The 19,170-nt window shown below is 72.5% G+C and carries 7 protein-coding genes and 2 rRNA genes (1 of these 9 running past the window's edge); 8 read left to right on the top strand and 1 reads right to left on the bottom strand.

Features of this window, described 5'->3' with window-relative positions; translation table 11 throughout:
• From EV383_RS07270 to EV383_RS07305, 8 genes are all read left to right on the top strand, one after another.
• A 23S ribosomal RNA gene (locus EV383_RS07270) occupies positions 1 to 1,868 on the top strand; it begins 1,218 nt to the left of the window's first position.
• Between the two features lie 139 nt (positions 1,869 to 2,007).
• Positions 2,008 to 2,124 (top strand): 5S ribosomal RNA (gene rrf, locus EV383_RS07275).
• A gap of 346 nt (positions 2,125 to 2,470) precedes the next feature.
• Positions 2,471 to 2,995 carry a single-stranded DNA-binding protein gene (locus tag EV383_RS07280; RefSeq protein WP_165438266.1) on the top strand — a complete coding sequence of 175 codons (525 nt, stop codon included), beginning with the start codon at positions 2,471 to 2,473 and terminating at the stop codon, positions 2,993 to 2,995.
• A 25-nt stretch (positions 2,996 to 3,020) separates the two neighbouring features.
• Positions 3,021 to 4,697, top strand: a complete 1,677-nt coding sequence (gene ettA, locus EV383_RS07285) for an energy-dependent translational throttle protein EttA (protein WP_130289196.1) — start codon at positions 3,021 to 3,023, stop codon at positions 4,695 to 4,697.
• Positions 4,698 to 4,865: 168 nt separating this feature from the next.
• On the top strand, positions 4,866 to 9,263 hold the full coding sequence (locus tag EV383_RS07290; RefSeq protein ID WP_130289197.1) for a hypothetical protein: 4,398 nt from the start codon (positions 4,866 to 4,868) through the stop codon (positions 9,261 to 9,263).
• Positions 9,264 to 9,407: 144 nt separating this feature from the next.
• A complete protein-coding gene (locus tag EV383_RS07295) occupies positions 9,408 to 14,192 on the top strand; it encodes an NAD-glutamate dehydrogenase (protein ID WP_130289198.1) in 4,785 nt (1,594 codons plus the stop codon).
• Positions 14,193 to 14,222: 30 nt separating this feature from the next.
• Entirely contained in the window at positions 14,223 to 14,666 is a 444-nt protein-coding gene (locus EV383_RS07300; protein ID WP_130289199.1) for an acyl-CoA thioesterase, read from the top strand.
• Positions 14,663 to 15,319 (top strand): DUF8185 domain-containing protein, encoded by a 657-nt coding sequence (locus EV383_RS07305; RefSeq protein ID WP_130289200.1) that lies wholly within the window; start codon positions 14,663 to 14,665, stop codon positions 15,317 to 15,319. The genes EV383_RS07300 and EV383_RS07305 overlap by 4 nt, the downstream gene beginning before the upstream one ends.
• Positions 15,320 to 15,350: 31 nt before the next feature.
• Here EV383_RS07305 and EV383_RS07310 read toward each other — a convergent pair whose 3' ends face one another.
• Complete coding sequence (locus tag EV383_RS07310) at positions 15,351 to 19,145, bottom strand: YncE family protein (protein WP_165438267.1); 3,795 nt, start codon at positions 19,143 to 19,145, stop codon at positions 15,351 to 15,353.
• Positions 19,146 to 19,170 lie beyond the last annotated feature (25 nt).

A 19,170-nucleotide genomic window follows, 5' to 3' on the forward strand; every position in this document is an offset into this window, starting at 1 on the left:
GGGGCTCAAGCGCACCGCCGAAGCTGTGGCAATGACACTTTGTGTGTTGTTGGGTAGGGGAGCGTCCTGCATCTGGTGAAGCCCAGGGGTGACTTATGGGTGGAGGGTGTGGGAGTGAGAATGCAGGCATGAGTAGCGAATGCAGAGTGAGAATCTCTGCCGCCGGATGACCAAGGGTTCCTGGGCCAGGTTGTTCCGCCCAGGGTGAGCCGGGACCTAAGGCGAGGCCGTCAGGCGTAGTCGATGGATAACGGGTTGATATTCCCGTGCTCGTGATAGTGCGTCCATGCTGAGGCCGGTGATGCTAACCATCCGAACTTGTCTTGAAACCTTCGGGTTTCCTGGCGAGGGAGCGTGGGATCCGATCCGGTAGTAGGCAAGCGATGGGGTGACGCAGGAGGGTAGCCTCGCCACGCGTTGGTTGTCGTGGTGTAAGCCTGTAGCCCGATTCCTAGGTAAATCCGGGGGTCATGAAGGGTGAGAGGTGACGCGTAGCCGATTGAGGCGAAGTAGGGTGATCCCATGCTGTCGAGAAAAGCCTCTAGTGAGTGCTGTTGCGGCCCGTACCCCAAACCGACACAGGTGGTCAGGTAGAGAATACCGAGGCGATCGAGCGAACTGTGGTTAAGGAATTCGGCAAAATCCCCCCGTAACTTCGGGAGAAGGGGGGCCATCTGTCCTGAAGCCCCTTTGCGGGCTAGGGGTGGGTGGTCGCAGAGACCAGGCCCAAGCGACTGTTTACTAAAAACACAGGTCCGTGCGAAGTCGCAAGACGATGTATACGGACTGACGCCTGCCCGGTGCTGGAACGTTAAGAGGACCTGTTAACTCCCTTGTGGGGTGAAGCGGAGAATTTAAGCGCCAGTAAACGGCGGTGGTAACTATAACCATCCTAAGGTAGCGAAATTCCTTGTCGGGTAAGTTCCGACCTGCACGAATGGCGTAACGACTTGGGCGCTGTCTCGACCACAGACTCGGCGAAATTGCATTACGAGTAAAGATGCTCGTTACGCGCGGCAGGACGGAAAGACCCCGGGACCTTTACTATAGCTTGGTATTGGTGCTCGGTTCGGCTTGTGTAGGATAGGTGGGAGACTGTGAAGCGGTCACGCTAGTGGTTGTGGAGTCATTGTTGAAATACCACTCTGGTCGAATTGGGTGTCTCAACCTCGGGCCATGATCTGGTTCAGGGACAGTGCCTGGTGGGTAGTTTAACTGGGGCGGTTGCCTCCCAAAGAGTAACGGAGGCGCCCAAAGGTTCCCTCAGCCTGGTTGGCAATCAGGTGTTGAGTGTAAGTGCACAAGGGAGCTTGACTGTGAGACTGACGGGTCGAGCAGGGACGAAAGTCGGGACTAGTGATCCGGCACCACCTGGTGGAAGGGGTGTCGCTCAACGGATAAAAGGTACCCCGGGGATAACAGGCTGATCTTGCCCAAGAGTCCATATCGACGGCATGGTTTGGCACCTCGATGTCGGCTCGTCGCATCCTGGGGCTGGAGTAGGTCCCAAGGGTTGGGCTGTTCGCCCATTAAAGCGGTACGCGAGCTGGGTTTAGAACGTCGTGAGACAGTTCGGTCCCTATCCGCCGCGCGCGTTGGAGACTTGAGGAAGGCTGTCCCTAGTACGAGAGGACCGGGACGGACGAACCTCTGGTGTGCCAGTTGTCCCGCCAGGGGCATGGCTGGTTGGCTATGTTCGGAAGGGATAACCGCTGAAGGCATCTAAGCGGGAAGCTCGTTCCAAGATGAGGTCTCCCACCACCTTGAGTGGGTAAGGCTCCCAGTAGATGACTGGGTTGATAGGCCGGAGATGGAAGCCCTGTGAGGGGTGGAGTTGACCGGTACTAATAGGCCGAGGGCTTGCCACAACATGTTGTTCGCATCCACTGTGTGACCCTGAGCACACAACCATGACACCTTTTCGGTTGGTGTCCTCTTCGGAGGTTGCCGGCTGGTGGGTGTGGGTTGTGTGGTCTGTTATGGGTTGGAAGATAAGTTGATAGTGTTGTCGGTGGTTATGGCGGTAGGGAAACGCCCGGTCCCATTCCGAACCCGGTAGCTAAGCCTTCCTGCGCCGATGGTACTGCACTCGTCAGGGTGTGGGAGAGTAGGTCGTCGCCGACATTCAACATCTGGGTGGGGCCCTGTCGTGGAAGAGATTCCATGGCAGGGTCCCGTTCGCATTTCTGGCCCAGAACAGAACAGAGCCCGTCTCCGGTATCGCCGGTGGCGGGCTCTTTTGTATGTCCGGACAGATTCGCGAACCGGGTGCCGCGGTTCGAGAGGCGTCCGGGTGGTCGGCGGAGAGGACTCGCACCCCGACAGGCTTGGTCGCCTTCGACCGGATGCGACGGCCGTATCCACAACGTGGTCGCGGCATCCACAGATCTCGATGAGCGGGTGCATCGGCCGGCCCGGAGCAGATGCTGATGAGGACAGTTCGTCGTCCCCGCATCGAATGGAGATCGCCATGCGAACCCAGATCACCGTGTCCGGCAACGTGACCAACCAGCCCGTCTCCCGCACCACCAAGGACGGTGTCCAGGTCGTCGAGTTCGGCCTGGCCTGCAACAGCCGTCGCCAGGACCGGGGCACCGGCCTCTGGGAGGACGGGGAGACGACCTTCTTCACCGTCACCTGCTGGCGCAAGCTCGCCGAGAACGTGGTGGAGAGCCTGCACAAGGGGGACCCGGTCCTGGTCCTCGCCCGCTTCTCCACCCGGGAGTACACACGCTCCGACGGGACGGTCCGTTCGGAGCTCAAGCTCGAGGCCCAGTCCGTCGGTCCCGACCTGGGACGATCACGGGCCATCATCCGGCGCATCGCGCGGCCGGCGGTCGACCAGCCCGAGGCGCCGTCCGTCGGGGACGTTGAGACGGACATGGTGCCCGAGCCCCGTGCTGGTGAGAGCGACGCGGCGTCGCCCTACGACATCGACGAGGCGGCGCTGCTGGACTCGCGTCCCCTGGTGGCAGTACCGGGCGCCGATGCCTGACCGTGGGCGAACTACCATTGCAAACGTGGCGGACCTGATTTATACGATGAGAAACGTGCGCAAGGCGCACGGTGACAAGGTCATCCTCGAGAACGCGTCGATCAGCTTCCTGCCGGGCGCCAAGATCGGTGTCGTGGGGCCGAACGGGGCCGGTAAGTCCACGGTGCTGAAGATCATGGCGGGGCTCGAGCACGCGAACAACGGCGACGCCATCCTGGCTCCCGGCGCGACGGTGGGCATCCTCCAGCAGGAGCCCCCGTTGAACGAGGAGAAGACCGTCCTCGGGAACGTCGAGGAGGGCGTCGGGGAGATCAAGGTCAAGCTCGACCGGTACAACGCGATCGCCGAGCAGATGGCGACCGACTACACCGACGAGCTCATGGAGGAGATGGGCGCGCTCCAGGAGGACCTGGACCACGCCGACGCGTGGGAGCTCGACTCCCAGCTGGAGCAGGCGATGGATGCACTGCGCTGCCCCCCGGGGGACGCGGAGGTCGCGCACCTCTCCGGTGGTGAGCGCCGCCGGGTGGCGCTGTGCAAGCTGCTGCTCTCCAAGCCCGACCTCCTGCTCCTCGACGAGCCCACGAACCACCTCGACGCCGAGAGCGTCCTGTGGCTGGAGCAGTTCCTGTCCAGCTACGCAGGCGCCGTCCTGGCCGTCACCCACGACCGGTACTTCCTGGACAACGTGGCCGGCTGGATCCTCGAGATCGACCGGGGGCGCACGTACCCCTACGAGGGCAACTACTCGACGTACCTGGAGAAGAAGGGCGAGCGCCTCGCCGTCCAGGGCAAGAAGGACCAGAAGCTGCAGAAGCGCCTCAAGGAGGAGCTGGCCTGGGTCCGGTCCAACCCGAAGGCGCGCCAGGCGAAGAGCCGTTCGCGGCTCGACCGCTACGAGGAGATGGCGGCCGAGGCCGATCGGCACCGGAAGCTGGACTTCGAGGAGATCCAGATCCCGCCGGGCCCGCGTCTGGGCAACACCGTCGTCGACGTCTCGCATCTGGACAAGGGGTTCGACGGCCGACAGCTGATCAAGGACCTCTCGTTCACGCTGCCGCGTAACGGCATCGTCGGCGTGATCGGCCCGAACGGTGTCGGTAAGACGACGTTGTTCAAGACGATCGTCGGTCTGGAGAAGTCCGACTCGGGCGACGTGCGGATCGGCGACACGGTGAAGCTGTCGTACGTCGACCAGAACCGCGGCGGGATCGAGCCGGAGAAGACCGTCTTCCAGGTGGTCTCCGACGGTCTGGACTACATCCAGGTCGGCAACGTCGAGATGCCGTCGCGGGCCTACGTCGCGGCGTTCGGGTTCAAGGGACCGGACCAGCAGAAGCCGGCGGGCGTGCTCTCCGGTGGTGAGCGCAACCGGCTGAACCTGGCGCTGACGCTCAAGCAGGGCGGGAACCTCATCCTGCTGGACGAGCCGACGAACGACCTGGACGTCGAGACGCTGGGATCGCTGGAGAACGCGCTCGAGCAGTTCCCGGGCTGCGCCGTGGTCATCTCCCACGACCGTTGGTTCCTGGACCGGGTGTGTACCCACATCTTGGCCTGGGAGGGGACCGACTCGAACCCGGCGTCGTGGTTCTGGTTCGAGGGCAACTTCGAGTCCTACGAGAAGAACAAGGTCGAGCGTCTGGGGGCTGACGCGGCGCGACCGCACCGTGTCACGCACCGTAAGCTCACCCGGGACTGATCACCGCCGAACCGGGCGCTCCCCGCATCCCGGCGCCGGGCGCCGCGGATCGGGGCGGCCCGGGGCGGTGGGGTCACGGGAGGCGATGTGACGTCCGACGTGCGTCATGGGAACGGCCCCTCCGGAAGTGTCGGTAGCGGTACACGGACCGGCACGACCGGGGCGGAGATGCTCGAGGCGGCGGCGGCCCTGCGGTGGCGCAGGCCGCGTCTCACGGCGGACCTCGCCCACCAGGTGGTGCAGGATGCCGCTGCCGCCGGTGACGGTGCGCTCTGGCTGCGCTCGGCCGGGTGGTACCTGCACGGGCGGGCCGCGACCGAGGATGCGCGCGAGGCCGCCGTCGAGATCCTGACGTCGGCGGACTCGTTCCCGGGAGGTGCGGGGATCGACGACGCCGACGGAGCCCGCCTGCGCGTCGAGCTGGCGGCCATCGCCCAGGCCAACGGTGACGTCGAGGAGGCCCGGGCTCTCGTCGGTGGTTCCGAGGTCACTGCGACCAGGGGCGGACCGGATGGGATCGAGCTGGACCGGGCCGCGGTGCTGGTGCGATGTGCTCTGGCCGGGCCCGGTGGGGATCTGGAGGGCCTGCGCCGGTCGGTCGAGGGGCTCGGCCGACGTCTGCGCGGAGAGCCGGCCGCGCTCGCGGAACTTCTCGTGGGGTCGATCCACCGGGCGGGCGACGACCAGCGCGCCGCATCGGCGTCGGCGTTGAGCGGTCTCGCGAACCTCGGGTGGACGCCCGACACCCCCGACAGCCTGCCCGCGTCACCGCATCTCGCGGCGGCACTGTTCAGCCAGTGGATCACTGCGTTGCTCGACGGTGGCTCGTCCGACGACGTCGCGGCGGCCGTCCGGGCGGTGCGGGACCTGCAGGAGCTCCCCGATTCCGGCCGTCAGGGCGTCCTCCTGCGGCTGACCGTGGCCCGCGCCCTGCCGGACACCGCGGAACGGACAGCGGCCGCGCTGCGCGACGTCGCCGACCACGCGGCCCGGGCCGGTGCGCCCTCGCTCGAGGCGGCGTGTCGCGCGACCCAGGCCGAGGTGCACGAGGGCGTCGGCGACTTCCGGGAGGCACTCGCCGCGCTGCGGGCGGGGATGGTCGCGGAGCGGGTCGACCGGGAGTGCGGTCAGCGCTTCCGGGACGCGTTGGCCGCCGTGATGGCCTCCCGTTCGGGATCTGCTGTAGGTACCGGGCGGGCCGACAGGGTCGAGCGTGGATCGGTCCGCGGTCCCCGTACCGGCGGCCCTCGTACCGACGGGCCTCGTACCGACGGCCCCCGTGTCGACGGGCCTCGTACCAACGGCCCCCGTGTCGACGGGCCTCGCACCGAGGATGCGGATGTCTCCGGTCCTCGTGTCGACGGACCCGGGGACGGGCCGGTGCCGGAGGTGCCGGCGCCCGGTCGCCGTCGTCGGGCGGAGACGTCGGCGCCGAATGCCCTGATGTCCGGGGACGGCCGGCACTCCGGTGCCGCGGTCGTCCGGGACGCTGCGACCGAGGGCACGGGGAGCGACGGGACCGAGGCCACCGGCGGCGGAGTGCACGACCTTCCCGGCTCCGTCGCGGCGTCCCGGTCGGCCACCGGCGACGAGTCCCTGCTCGTGGATGCGACGACCATCGGGCCCTCGTCCGCGGATTCTTCCTCGGACGTCACGAACGGGGCCGGGGCGCATCTGCTCGAGTGGGCGGAGCGGTCCTGGTACGGCCCGGGCCGGCTCGCCCGGCCGGACGCTGCGATCGACAGTGGCGCTCCACTCGCAGACGCGATGGTCGAGGAACTGCGGACGGCGGCCCTGCGCCGCTCCGTCCCCTCCCACGGCTCAGCCCTGCACCGATCCGGGTCCGGCCCGGGAGGGTCCGCGCACGAGAACGCCCCGGGCACCGACGCATCCGGATCAGGGGGCGACGGTGCCGGGCCCGACGGTTCCCGACCCGACCGGGACGGAATCGACGGCATTGCCGGTGACCGCAGCGGCGACCACGCCACTGGCAGAGGCGACAGCGGCAGGGGCAGCGGCGACAGCAGCAGCGGCGGAGACGGCAACGACGACAGCCGCGACGGCAACGTCAGCGGCGGTGTCACCGGCAGCGAGGTCACCGGCAGCGACGGCAGCGGCGAAGACGCCAACGGCAGCCAAGCCGGCGACGGCAGCGGCGGCAACCGCAGCAGCGGTGACGATGGCAGCGTCGCGGCTGCGGAGATCGTGCGGCGCGAACCGTGGGCGGCGTTGCTGCCGGGGGCGCGGATCGTCCCGGAGAACGGTCGGCGACGGCTCGTCAACGGCTATGCAGAGCGGACACCGGAGCCCCCTGCCCTCCGTGGCACTGTCGGGGACGGCGGCGCGGCGGTTGGCGCGGGTCGGTCTGGGGAGCGGTCGGTCCTCCCACCGGGACCACCGCGGGCCGTACCGGACGACTCCGACCGACCGCCGTTGGAGTGGCAGGTGCCGGCAGCGTCGTGGGCGTCGACCGTGTTCGGGCCGACGGCAGGGCGGGGAGTACCGGCCAACGGCTCTTCCGGGGCCACGGGACGTCGCGCAGCACACGTGCGCGAGCCAGCTGTGGGCGCCGATGCGCCCGAGCCTGCACCGCAGGAACACGGGCCGTCCGCGGGCCGGAACGGGAGACGTCGAGCGGCCGAGGGCGCCGGAGCCGGGACGTCCGACAGGCCGGTGGTCGACGTCGGCAACTACCTCGTGGTGCTCGACCTTCTGCAGGGGGACCGTCCGGTGCGCGACGCGTCCGCTGCGGCGGTGCTGCACGACGTCGCCGAACGGGCCCGGCGGTTGGTCCCTCCGCGCGGTGAGATCCGGTCGCGGAGCACGGACTCCGATGACCCCCTCGGCATGGGGGAGGGGACCGGTCCGGGGCGGATCGAGGTCGTCCTGCCGGACGCCGACCGGGTCACGGCGATGCTGTGGGCCCAGTCGTTGGTCGGGTACGTCGCGGCCCGGGTCGGTCGTGGCGGTCTGCCCGAGGAGACGGCCCTGCGGTCGCAGGTGCACGACACGACCGGTCCCGTCGGACTCGGCGTGGTGCGTGAGCTGACGGGACCGGAGCGGTCCGAGGGCGTCGTCGGGGTTCCGGTGCGCTCCGAGGGCACGTCGCGGAACGGGGATCCGGTCACCGGTTCCGCATCGGTGTCCGAAGGGCGGTTGGACGGTGCGGAGCCCGTCGACCCACTCGGAACAGCCGGATCGGCGGCATCGGCCGGGGCGGCGTCGGCCGGGGCAGTGTCGGCTGGAGGAGCATCGGCCGGAGCGAACGGGTCGCCTGCCGTGCGGGGTCGTCACGGAGGCGCGCGGGACGAGGAACGGCGGGCCGTGAACGGGGCGGCTGGTCCCGAGGCTTCGGCCGTGGCGACCCGTGCGGCAGCCCCCGGTGAGGTCCCGCTCGGCCCGATCGACGGATCGACCGACGTGGCGGGACCGGCGGATGTCGCCGGATCGAGCGACGCCGCTCTGGCGACGCCGGGGACCAGCGCGATCGACGTGGCGGGTTCGACGGGCGCGGTCGGGTCGGCGGATGCGGCCGGTTCGACGGAGGTGGACGCCGTCCCGGGACGTCACGGCGGGCAGGTGCCGTGGTCGGGAGCCGCGACCGTGCAGCCCGGATCGGGGGGACGCCGTCGGCGGGAATCGTCGACGTCGGCGCGTCCCGAGGTACGGCCGGACCGGCTCGCCGCGGCCGCCGCGTCCGGCGAGGCCGTGGATCGGCACGGGTCGGACGTCCTCGGCGCCTCCGGGACCGATACCGGGTCGATCCCGATCGCAGCACCGATCGGATACGGCGGCTCGGAGGCGGTGGAGCCGATCTCCACCGACCATGAGGAAAGCCTGCGTCACGTCGCGGTCGGCGCCCTGCTGGAGCCGGTCGCCGACGCCTCGGTGACTGTCGCGCCTTCGCTCGATACGTCCGTGCCGGTGGCGACAGCGTCCGGCGAGACCTCGCTCGACACGACGGGGCCCGAGCCGACATCTCCCGACTCGGCGGCCGACCCCACCGAGAACGCTGCAACGACCGACGCCGGGGCGGACGACACGGCGTTCGACGAGACCACGGCGTTCGACGAGACCACGGCGATCAGCTACACCGCTGCGCTCGGCGACGCCACCCCGGTTGACGACACCAAGGCGGACAGCGACGCCGCAGCGAGCGGCGGGACCACGGCGACCGTCGTCCCCGTGGCAGCCGATGACGTGTCCGGGACCGTCCCTACCGGCCCCGCCGGCGTCGTCGCGGACGAGGCGACCGCGGGTCGTCGCGTCGCGGGGAGGGCCGCTGCGGGGCCGCGGCCCCGCCGGGTGGGTCCCGACGAGGAGAGGGCCGCGCGCGTGGCACGGCACGCGGCACAGCGGCGCAGCCGTACGGCGCAGGGGACGGACCGATCGGCCGACGGGTCGGAGGGGAACGGGTCCGGCCCGGCCGTCGACGGGGGGACCAGCCCGGCCGTCGGCGCCGGGAACTCCGATCGCGTCCGTGCCGTCGACCCCACCGACATCCCCGACGACCTCGGGATGGCGGAGCTCCTGGCCGGTGCACTCGCCGCCTACCGCGACATCTGACCCGCGCCGACGCTCGTCGCGCCGCCGGGCGCAGCGATGACTCAAGCTTCTCCCAAGGCCGGCATGCGCTGATCACCACCGTGGTTAGGGTGGCCGGGACAGTGCCCCAACCGGGTAGGCCCGAGCCGAGAAGTGAGCAGCCGGATGCACCAGTCCGCGGCCGATACAGACCCAGCGCGTGACGGCGGGGGGCGCGACGGCGGGGGCGGGAGCCTGCACCGTCTCTACGCCCGGCACACCCCCGACCTGGACCGCCGGGCCGGTGCCGACCCGGCCCTGCAGGACTTCGACGCGATCATCGCGTCGCACCGCGAGCTGGCCGCGCGCCGTGAGCCCGGGCGCGCCGTCGTCGCGGTCCGGCCGGGGGAGGGCTCGGGGGCGGTCGTCGAGATCGTCACCGACGACATGCCGTTCCTGGTCGAGTCCGTGCTGGCCGGCATCGGCCGGGTGGGCGGCGTCGTCCGCCGGGTCGTCCACCCGATCCTGGTCGTGCGCCGTGACGGCGCCGGGACGCTGACCGGCATCGACACCGCGGCCGACGCGGCGGCGGCCCCGGCCGGGGCCCTCGTCGAGTCGTGGATGCACCTCGACGTCGACGTGTCCGGCACCACCGGCCCGGACCTCGACGGGCTGCGCGAGGAGCTGGAGCGCACGCTGCTCGACGTCCGCCAGGTCGTCGGGGACGGCGCGATGATGGTCGCCCGGGCCCGGGCGGTGGCCGACGACGCCGACGAGTCCGACGCGCGCCCGGGCGGCGGCGCGGGCCCGACGGGTCCGGGGTCGTTGCTGCCGGGCGAGGTCTCCGAGCTGCTGCACTGGCTGATCGACGACCACTTCACGTTCATCGGCTACCGGCACTACACGCGCGTCGGCGGCCGTCTGGAGCCGGAGAACGGGTCCGGTCTGGGCGTCCTGCGCCCGGACGACGCCGGGTCGCGGATCTTCCTCCCGGAGAACGGGTCCACCCCGCCGGACGAGCACGCCGCCACCCTGGTCATCACCCGCGCCAGCGGCCCGAGCCGCGTGCTGCGCCCGGTGCACCCCTACTACCTGAGCGTGCGCACCCGCGACGCCGACGGCGCCGTCACCGGCGAGCACCGGTTCCTGGGGATGCTGACCGTCCCGGCCCGCTTCGAGAGCGTGCTGGACATCCCGATCGTCGCCCGCAAGATCCGGTCCGCGATCCGGCACGCCGGATTCCCGGCCGACTCCTACTCCGGGCAGCAGATGCTCGAGGTGTTCTCCGGGCTGCCGCGCGAGGAGCTGTTCTCCTCCTCGGAGGAGACGCTGCACGACACCGCGGTCGGCGTGCTCGCCGCGGCCGGTCGCCGGGCGGTGCGCGTGTTCGTGCACCCGGACCCCTACCGGCGGTTCCTGTCCTGCCTGGTCTACCTGCCGCGCGACCGCTACACCACGACCAGCCGCCTGGCGATGGCCGACGTGCTGCGCGAGCGGCTCGGCGGCACCGACGTGGCCTACACCGCGCAGGTCAGCGAGGCGAGCCTGGCGCTGGTGCACTTCACCGTCGCCACCGACCCGGCCGCCGAACCGGTCGCCTACGACCTCGACGCGCTGCAGGACGAGATCACCGAGGCGTCCCGGACCTGGGACGACCGGCTCGTCTCGGCGCTCGGCGCGGCCGGGGCGAAGGCGACGGGCGTGCTCGCCGGGATCCCGGAGTCCTACAAGGCCGGGGTCGCGCCGGACCGGGCGGTGGAGGACCTGCGCCGCCTGCTCGCGCTGCCGGCCGACGGGTTCGACGTCCGGCTCTACCGCGGCACCGGCGGCGACATCCGGTTCGCGCTCTACCTCGCCGACTCCCCGGTCACGCTGACGGCGGTGCTGCCGCTGCTGCAGCAGCTCGACGTCGAGGTGATCGACGAGCACCCGGCGGAGTTCCTGCGCCCGGACGGCCGCCGCTGCTGGCTCTACGACTTCGGCCTGCGCGCCAGCGGCAAGCCCGAGGTCCCGCCGGAGGACGCCGGAGCGCGCTTCTGCGCCGCGTTCTCCGCGGCCTGGCGCGGCGACGCCGAGTCCGACCGGTTCTCCGCGCTGGTGCTGCGCGCCGGCCTGGCGTGGCGCGAGGCGGCCGTGCTGCGCGCCTACAGCCGCTACGCCCGCCAGCTCGGCGGGTTGTTCAGCCTGCAGTACACGGCGAACACCCTCGTCGCGTACCCGGACGTGGCACGCGCGCTGGTGTCGCTGTTCCGGGCCCGCTTCGACCCGACCGCGAGTGCCCGTGACGCCGCCGTCGCCGAGGCGCGCGAGACCGTCACCGCCCTGATCGACGAGGTCACCGGGCTCGACGCCGACCGGATCCTGCGCGGCCTGCTGGCGATGATCGAGGGCACGCTGCGGACGAACTGGTTCCGCGACCGCTCGTTCTTCTCGTTCAAGCTCGACCCGTCGTCGATCCCGGACGTGCCCGCGCCGCGGCCGCGCTTCGAGATCTTCGTCTACGCGCCGCGGGTCGAGGGCGTGCACCTGCGGTTCGGGCCGGTCGCCCGCGGCGGGCTGCGCTTCTCCGACCGCCAGCAGGACTACCGCACCGAGGTCCTCGGCCTGGTCAAGGCCCAGGCCGTGAAGAACGCGGTGATCGTGCCGGTCGGGGCCAAGGGCGGGTTCGTCGTCCGCCGCCCGGGACCCGACGCCGAGGAGGTCCGCGCCTGCTACCGCACCTTCATCTCCGGGCTGCTCGACGTCACCGACAACCTGCACACGCTGCCCGACGGAAGTGTGGAGACGGTGCCGCCGCCGGACGTCGTCCGCCACGACGGCGACGACTCCTACCTGGTCGTCGCCGCGGACAAGGGCACCGCGACGTTCTCCGACCTGGCCAACTCCATCGCCGCCGAGTACGGCTTCTGGCTCGGTGACGCGTTCGCCTCCGGCGGCTCGGTCGGCTACGACCACAAGGCCATGGGCATCACGGCGAAGGGCGCGTGGGAGAGCGTCAAGCGGCACTTCTCCGAGCTCGGCGTCGACACCCAGAACCAGGACTTCACCGTCGTCGGCGTCGGGGACATGTCCGGCGACGTGTTCGGCAACGGGATGCTGCTCTCGCCGCACATCCGGCTCGTCGCCGCGTTCGACCACCGGCACGTGTTCGTCGACCCCGACCCGGATGCCGCGCGCGGGTTCGCCGAGCGGCAGCGGTTGTTCGAGCTGCCCCGCTCCACCTGGGACGACTACGACCGTTCCGCGATCAGCCCCGGCGGCGGGGTGTGGCCGCGGACGGCGAAGTCGGTGCCGATCGGACCGGAGATCCGGGCCGCGCTCGGGCTCGACGACGCCGTGACCCGGCTGTCGCCCCCGGAGCTGATCCACGCGATCCTGCTCGCCCCGGCCGACCTGCTCTGGAACGGCGGCATCGGCACCTACGTCAAGTCCTCGGCCGAGGTGAACGCCGACGCCGGCGACAAGGCCAACGACGCCATCCGGGTCGACGGTCGTGACCTGCGGGTGAAGGTCGTCGGCGAGGGCGGGAACCTGGGCCTGACCCAGCGCGGCCGGATCGAGTTCGCGCGCAGCGGCGGGCCCCGCGGTGCGGGCGGGCGGATCAACACCGACGCCGTCGACAACTCCGCGGGCGTGGACTGCTCCGACCACGAGGTCAACATCAAGATCCTGCTGGACCGGCTCGTCACCGCCGGCGAGCTGGACCGCCCGGCCCGCGACGAGTTCCTCGCCTCGATGACCGACGAGGTCGGCGCGCTGGTGCTCGACGACAACGTCGACCAGAACGCGGTGCTCGGGATCAGCCGCAGCCATGCCGTCGACATGGCGAACGTGCACGGCCGCATGATCGACGACCTGGCCGCGCGCGCCGGCCTGGACCGCGCGCTCGAGGTGCTCCCGGACCACGCCGGGTTCGAGGCGCTGGAGGCCGCCGGGCAGGGGCTCACCGGCCCCGAGCTGGCGACGCTGCTCGCGCACACGAAGCTGGACCTGACCCACCGGCTCGTCACCTCCGACCTGCCCGACGTGGCGGCGTTCGCCGCCCGGCTGCCGGAGTACTTCCCGGCCCCGCTGCGGGAGCGCTTCCCGGATGCCGTGCGCGCGCACCCGCTGCGCCGTGAGATCACCGCCACGATGCTCGTCAACGAGATGGTCGACGGCGGCGGCGGGAGCTACGCGTTCCGCCTCGGCGAGGAGCTCGCGGCGACCGCCCCGGACGCGGTGCGCGCCTACGCCGTCACGACCGCGGTGTTCGACCTGCCCGCACTGTGGGAGACCGTGCGGTCCGCACCGATCCCGGTCGGGGTGGCCGACGGCATCGTGCTCGACTCGCGGCGGCTGCTGGACCGGGCGTCGCGCTGGTTCCTGACCAACCGGCCACAGCCGCTGGCGATCGGCGCCGAGATCAGCCGGTTCGCCGCCGCGGTGCGGGCGCTGCGCCTGCAGCTGCCCGAGCTGCTGCAGGGCCGGGAGCTGGGGGCGGTCGTCGAGCGGGCGGCGCGGCTGCGCGAGTCCGGGGTGCCCGAGGAGATCATCGAGCCGGCGGCGTCGTCGCTGTACTCGTTCGGGCTCCTCGACGTCGTCGAGCTGGTCGAGCTCTCCGACCGGGAGCGCGAGCCCCGCGAACCCTCCGAGGTGGCGCGGCTGTACTACGCGCTGTCCGAGCACCTGGGCGTCGACATGGCGCTGACGGCGGTGAGCGGCCTGGCCCGCGGCGACCGCTGGCATGGGCTGGCGCGGCTCGCCCTGCGCGACGACCTGTACGGCTCGCTGCGGTCGATCACCCTCGACGCCCTGCGCGAGTCCCCGCCCGGGACCGGCGTCGCCGACGCGATCGCGGCGTGGGAGCAGGCGAACTCGTCGCGGCTGGTGCGGGCGCGCTCGGCGCTGCAGGAGATCGGGGCGTCGGCGACGCTGGACCTGGCGACGCTGTCGGTGATCTCACGACAGCTGCGTGGCCTGGCCCGGTAGCCGGCCGGGGTGATCTGAGAGGGTTCACCCGTGTCCCGATTCGTCACCCAGGTCCCGCTGCGCTGGACCGACCAGGACGCCTACCGTCACGTCAACCACGCGCGGGTCGTCACGTTGCTGGAGGAGGCCCGGGTCGAGCTGGCGTTCACCGCGGCCGGCTCCGAGGGGCTGGCCGGGTTCTCCACCGGTCTGCTGGTGGCCGGGCTCGAGGTCACCTACAGACGCCAGATCGCGTACCGGCCGGAGCCGCTACGGGTGACGATGGACGTCCGGGACGTGCGGGCCGCGTCGTTCACGATCGGCTACGAGATGCACGACGGGCCGGACGACTCCGACCCGGTCGCGGTGACGGCGGTGACCCGGATGGCGCTCTACGACCTGAACGCCGATCGGGTGCGGCGCCTGACCGCCGACGAACGCGAGTTCCTGGGCCGCTGGTCCGACGACACCACCACCGTCGGGAGCACCCGGTGACGATCCGGCTCGACGACGCGACCGAGCGCGACGACCTGGGCGCGTTCACCGCCCGCGTGGTGCGCCTGGACCAGACCGCGTCCATGCAGCTGCGCAGCGCCGGCGGGTTCGTCACGGCGTGGGCGCACACCCCGTTCGACGTGCTGGTCACCCGCTCGGTGGCGGGCTCGATGGAGCCCGCGCAGCGCGCCGTCCTGGCGTCGTCGCTGCTCACGTCGCTGGCGGTGGACCGCTCCGAGTCGGTCGACCCCGGTCCCGCGGCGGGGCCGTGGGCCGAGGAGCTGCCGCCGGACGGCGGCTGGTCGGTCGTCGACGACATCCCGGCCGGTGAGCTGGACAGCCTGGCCGAGCGCGGCATCGCCCTGGCCCGCGAGCACGCGGGCCCGATGGGCCCGCCCGCGTCGCTGCTGGACCAGACGGTGCTGACGGTGAGCCCGCCCTCGGGTGACGCCGGCAAGGCGGTCCGGGCGGTGAAGGTGCAGATGCGGGTGCTGTTCGCGATGTCCGGGATGGGGTTCCTCGGTGACTCCGGCACGTCCGGGCAGGAGCCCGTCGTCCGGGTGTCGGCGACCGGGTCCTGGGTGCGGCTCGACGCCCGCTACGGCGCCGTCGTCCGCCGCCGGCTGACGTCGTTGCCGCTGCTCACCGTCTGACCCGCCCGGCTCTCCCGGGCGGACCCGGGTCTCAGGACAGGTTCAGGACCGTGACGGTGCCGGCGCGGGGTGTGGTGACCCAGCCGGTGCGCCCGTCCGGGCTGACCGTGACCGAGGTCGGTGCGCCGCCGGTGGGCACGGAACCGACGACCTGCCAGGTGGTCGTGTCCACCACCCGCAGCGCCTCCCCGGTCCGCGCGCCGACGTAGAGGTGCTTGCCGTCCGGCGCCCAGGCGAGCGCGGACGGACCGCCCTCGACGCGGGCGGTGGCGAGCTCGCGTCCGGAGTCCGGGTCCATGATCGAGACCGTGTCGTCGTCCGGGCCGGCGACGGCGATCTGGCCCCCGCCCGGAGCGGCGGTGACGGCCTGGGCGTCGCCGCCGACCTTGTAGCTGCCCAGCACCGTGAGGCTGTCCGGGTCCAGCACGGTCAGCAGCTCGGTGCCGCGGTTCGCCACGTAGACGCGGTCCCCGTCGGGCGCCGGAGCGGCCGCGGCCGGCTCCTGGGCCACCGGCACGGAACGGGTGACGACACCGACGGCGGGGTCGACCTCGTCGAGCTTGCCGGACTGGCGGCCCGCCACGTAGAGGAACCGCCCGTCGACCGAGGGGACGGCCAGCAGCGGGTCACCGGTCGCCGGGACGGTGGACAGGACGCGGTTCGTCACGGTGTCCACGACGGCGATCCGGCTGTCCGCGCCGTCGTCGCCGGCGATGCTCGCGAAGGCGCGGCTGCCGTCGCGGGACACGCTGACGTAGTTCGGCGGGCCGGGCAGCGGAACCTCCGCGGCGACGGCGTCGGACTGCGCGGCCAGGACGACCAGGCGCGGCGGCGACTGCACGGCCAGGTAGGTGAAGCGCCCGCTCGGGGCCGACGCGGCCCAGGCCGGGGTCTCGGCGATCGGGAGGGTCGCGCGCACCAGGGGCTCGGCCAGGCTGGCCGCGGCCGCGACCTCGGCCGGGCGCAGGGCCTGCTCCTCGGGGGAGACGGCCGGGGCCGATCTGGGCCCGGGCGAGTCCGGCGTCGACGGGTAGGCGATCGCCCACACCGTCAGCGCCGCGAGCAGGATCGCGGCGAGCCCGATCGCGAGACCGCCCGGCGAGACGCCCCGGCCCCGGCGCGGCTTCGCGGACATGATCGCGTCCTTGGGCGCGGTCGTGACCGGTGCCGGTGCCTTCTCGGGTGCGGCCGCATCACGGGGTCCGGCATCGTCGAGGGCGGTCTCCGGGGCCGCGACGCCCGTGTCCCGGTCGTCGGTGCGGTCGCCCGCGTCCGTGGTGGGGGCGTCCGGGGTGCGGGCCGCGGGGGTGGCGGTCAGGGCCGTCGCGCCCGTGGCTCCGGCGCCCAGGACGAGAGCGGTCTGGGCCGGGTCGATCGCCGGGTCCCCGTCGCGCGTCGGCGCTCCGCCGGGACCGTCGTCCGGAGAGGGCCGCCGACGACGTCCGGGCTCCCGGGCCGGCGCCTCGTCCGCGCCGGGCGCCTGCTCGGGTGCGTCGGGCAGGACCGGGGAGGCGATGACGGCGGTGGACGGGCCGGTGTCGGTGACGCGCCGGTGCCCGGCCGTGCGCTGGACGCCGTCGCCCTGTTGGAACCCGCCCTGCTGGAAGCCGCCGTCCTGGAGACCGCCGTCCTGGAAGCCGTTCCGCGGGACACCGCTGCCGTTCCGGGCGTCGTCGCCGTGCCGGGCACCGTCCGGGAACGGGGCGCCGGGAGCACCGCCGGGCCGGGGCGGCGTCCGGCCGTCGGGTGTGCCGACCGGCTGGGAGCTGCCCGGCTGGGGGCCGCGGTGGGGCCCGGGCATCGAGGGCATCGGCGGGCGGGCCGGGGCGTCCGTGCCCCCCTGGCCGGGGCGGTCGGAGAACGTCCGGCCCGGGTAGAGCTGGTCGTCGTCCGACCGGCCGTCCGGGGCGCCGCGGGGCGGGCGTCCGGGCATGGTCGGCCGGGGTGGTCGGGGGAGGCGGTCGGCGTGCGGGGCGAGGTCACCGGGTCGCGGGCGCCCGGGCATCAGCGGCCGGTTGCCGCCGGTGCGCTGCACGGCGTCGCCCGGCGCGGGGCCCGGCTCCGGTCGCACGGAGGGAAGGCCGGTGGAGGTCCCGTTCGCCGTCCGGTCCCGGGGAGTGCGCGGTGCGAGCGGGTCGTCGTGCAGGGACGTCAGCGCCGGGTCGGAGCCACGGCTCCAGCCGGATGCCGGACCGCGTCCGTCGGCGGCGGGGGCGTCGCGCCGGTCCGGCCCGCCGGGTTCCGTGGCGGCGGGGATGACGTCGGTGGCCGGGCCGCCGCGGTCGGTCGCGGGCCAGGCGGAACCGGTGTCCTCCGAGTGCTCCTGCTCGGGTGATCCGGGCCGCGGGGGCCACGGCTGGGAGCGGTGGGGTCCGGCCTGCGACGTGGGTGCGGGCCCGGCGGAGGGCTCCGGGGGCATCGACTGACGGGAGTCCGACGGGAACGGCTCGTACGCGGTCGGGGCCGGGGAGATCGGCGGCAGCACGGCCGGCGCGGGTGCGGTCCACGGGGACTCGTCGGAGGACGGGGACCCGTCGGAGAACGGGTGCTCGCCGGGGGACAGTCGCTCGTCGGGGAACGGGCGCTCGCCGGGCGACGGACGCTCCGACACGGAGCCGGACGTCGTCGCCGGGGTGTCCGGTGCCGCGGTGGCGGGTGCGTCGTCGTCGCCGTCGCCGGGACCGTCGGAGGACGGCAGGGGACCGATGCCGAGCGGGTCGTCGCCGAGGTCACCGAGGTCGGCGTCATCGAGTCCGGTGTGGTCGGGGGCGACCCCGTCGAGCCCGGTGTGGTCGGGGGCGGCCCCGTCGAGCTCGGCGGGCCGGGGGTGCTCCTCGGCAGACGCGTCGTGGGAGTCCTGGGATGCGACGGGGAAGAGCCCGTCGGGCGTGCGGGGGTCCCGCCGACGGGGCAGCGGGGTGACCCGCGCGCGCTGCTCGGCTTCCGCCTGCGCCGCGGGGACCGCCTGCGCCGCGGGGGCACGGCCGTCGGTGGGGGAGCCCGTGTCGGTGGTCGGGTCCGCGGGCTCCGTCGAGGGGCCGGGGGACGGGCGGGCCGTGGCGGGGAAGAAGGCCGCGGGACGCTCGTCGCCCCGGCCGGTGCCGTCCGCTCCGGCGGGCTGCTCGTCCGGCGTGCCCACCAGGTTCGCGAAGCCGACCCCGCCGGTGGACCCGGCAGATGTCGGAGGCGTCGTATCGCCGGTCGGGCCGTGGTCGTCGGAGCCGTGGTCGTTGATCCCGTGATCAACAGGGCTGTGATCAACAGGGCTGTGATCGCCGGCGCCGTGACCGGCAGGGCTGAGGTCGTCCGCGCCGAGCGCACTGTCGGAGTCACCGGATGCGAAGTCACCGAACCCGGGGTCCCCGGATCCGTGACCACCGGACCCGTGGTCGGCGGCTGCGGCGTCGTCGGTCGACGTCGTGCCGCCCGGGGCAGGGTCGTCGCCCGGGGAACGGCTCCCGTCGAACGGCCAGGCGTCGACGGAGGGCAGCGCCTCCCCGGTGCCGGGTCCCTCGGCGGCGGGACGGCCGCCGGGGGAGAACAGACCGCCGTCGCCGGGGTCGGGAGCCTCGGAACCGGAAGCCTCGGGGGCGCCCGATCCCGCCGCTTCCGATGAGTCCGACCCCGGCGTGACCGGTGCCGACGCGTCCGTCGCCGGAGCGGCCTCGGGATCGGTGTCGGGGCTCGTGATCCCGGACTGCATCACGAGGTCGACCAGCGATCCCGGGACCACCGGGATCCGGCCGGTCCGGATGGCCTCACCGAGGTCGGCCGGGTCCTGCTCCGGGCGGTCCTCGGGACCCGGTCGGCCGGGCGGCGACGTCATGGGAGCTGCGACGGTCGGGTGCTCA

Source organism: Pseudonocardia sediminis, from assembly GCF_004217185.1.
Lineage (GTDB): Bacteria > Actinomycetota > Actinomycetes > Mycobacteriales > Pseudonocardiaceae > Pseudonocardia > Pseudonocardia sediminis.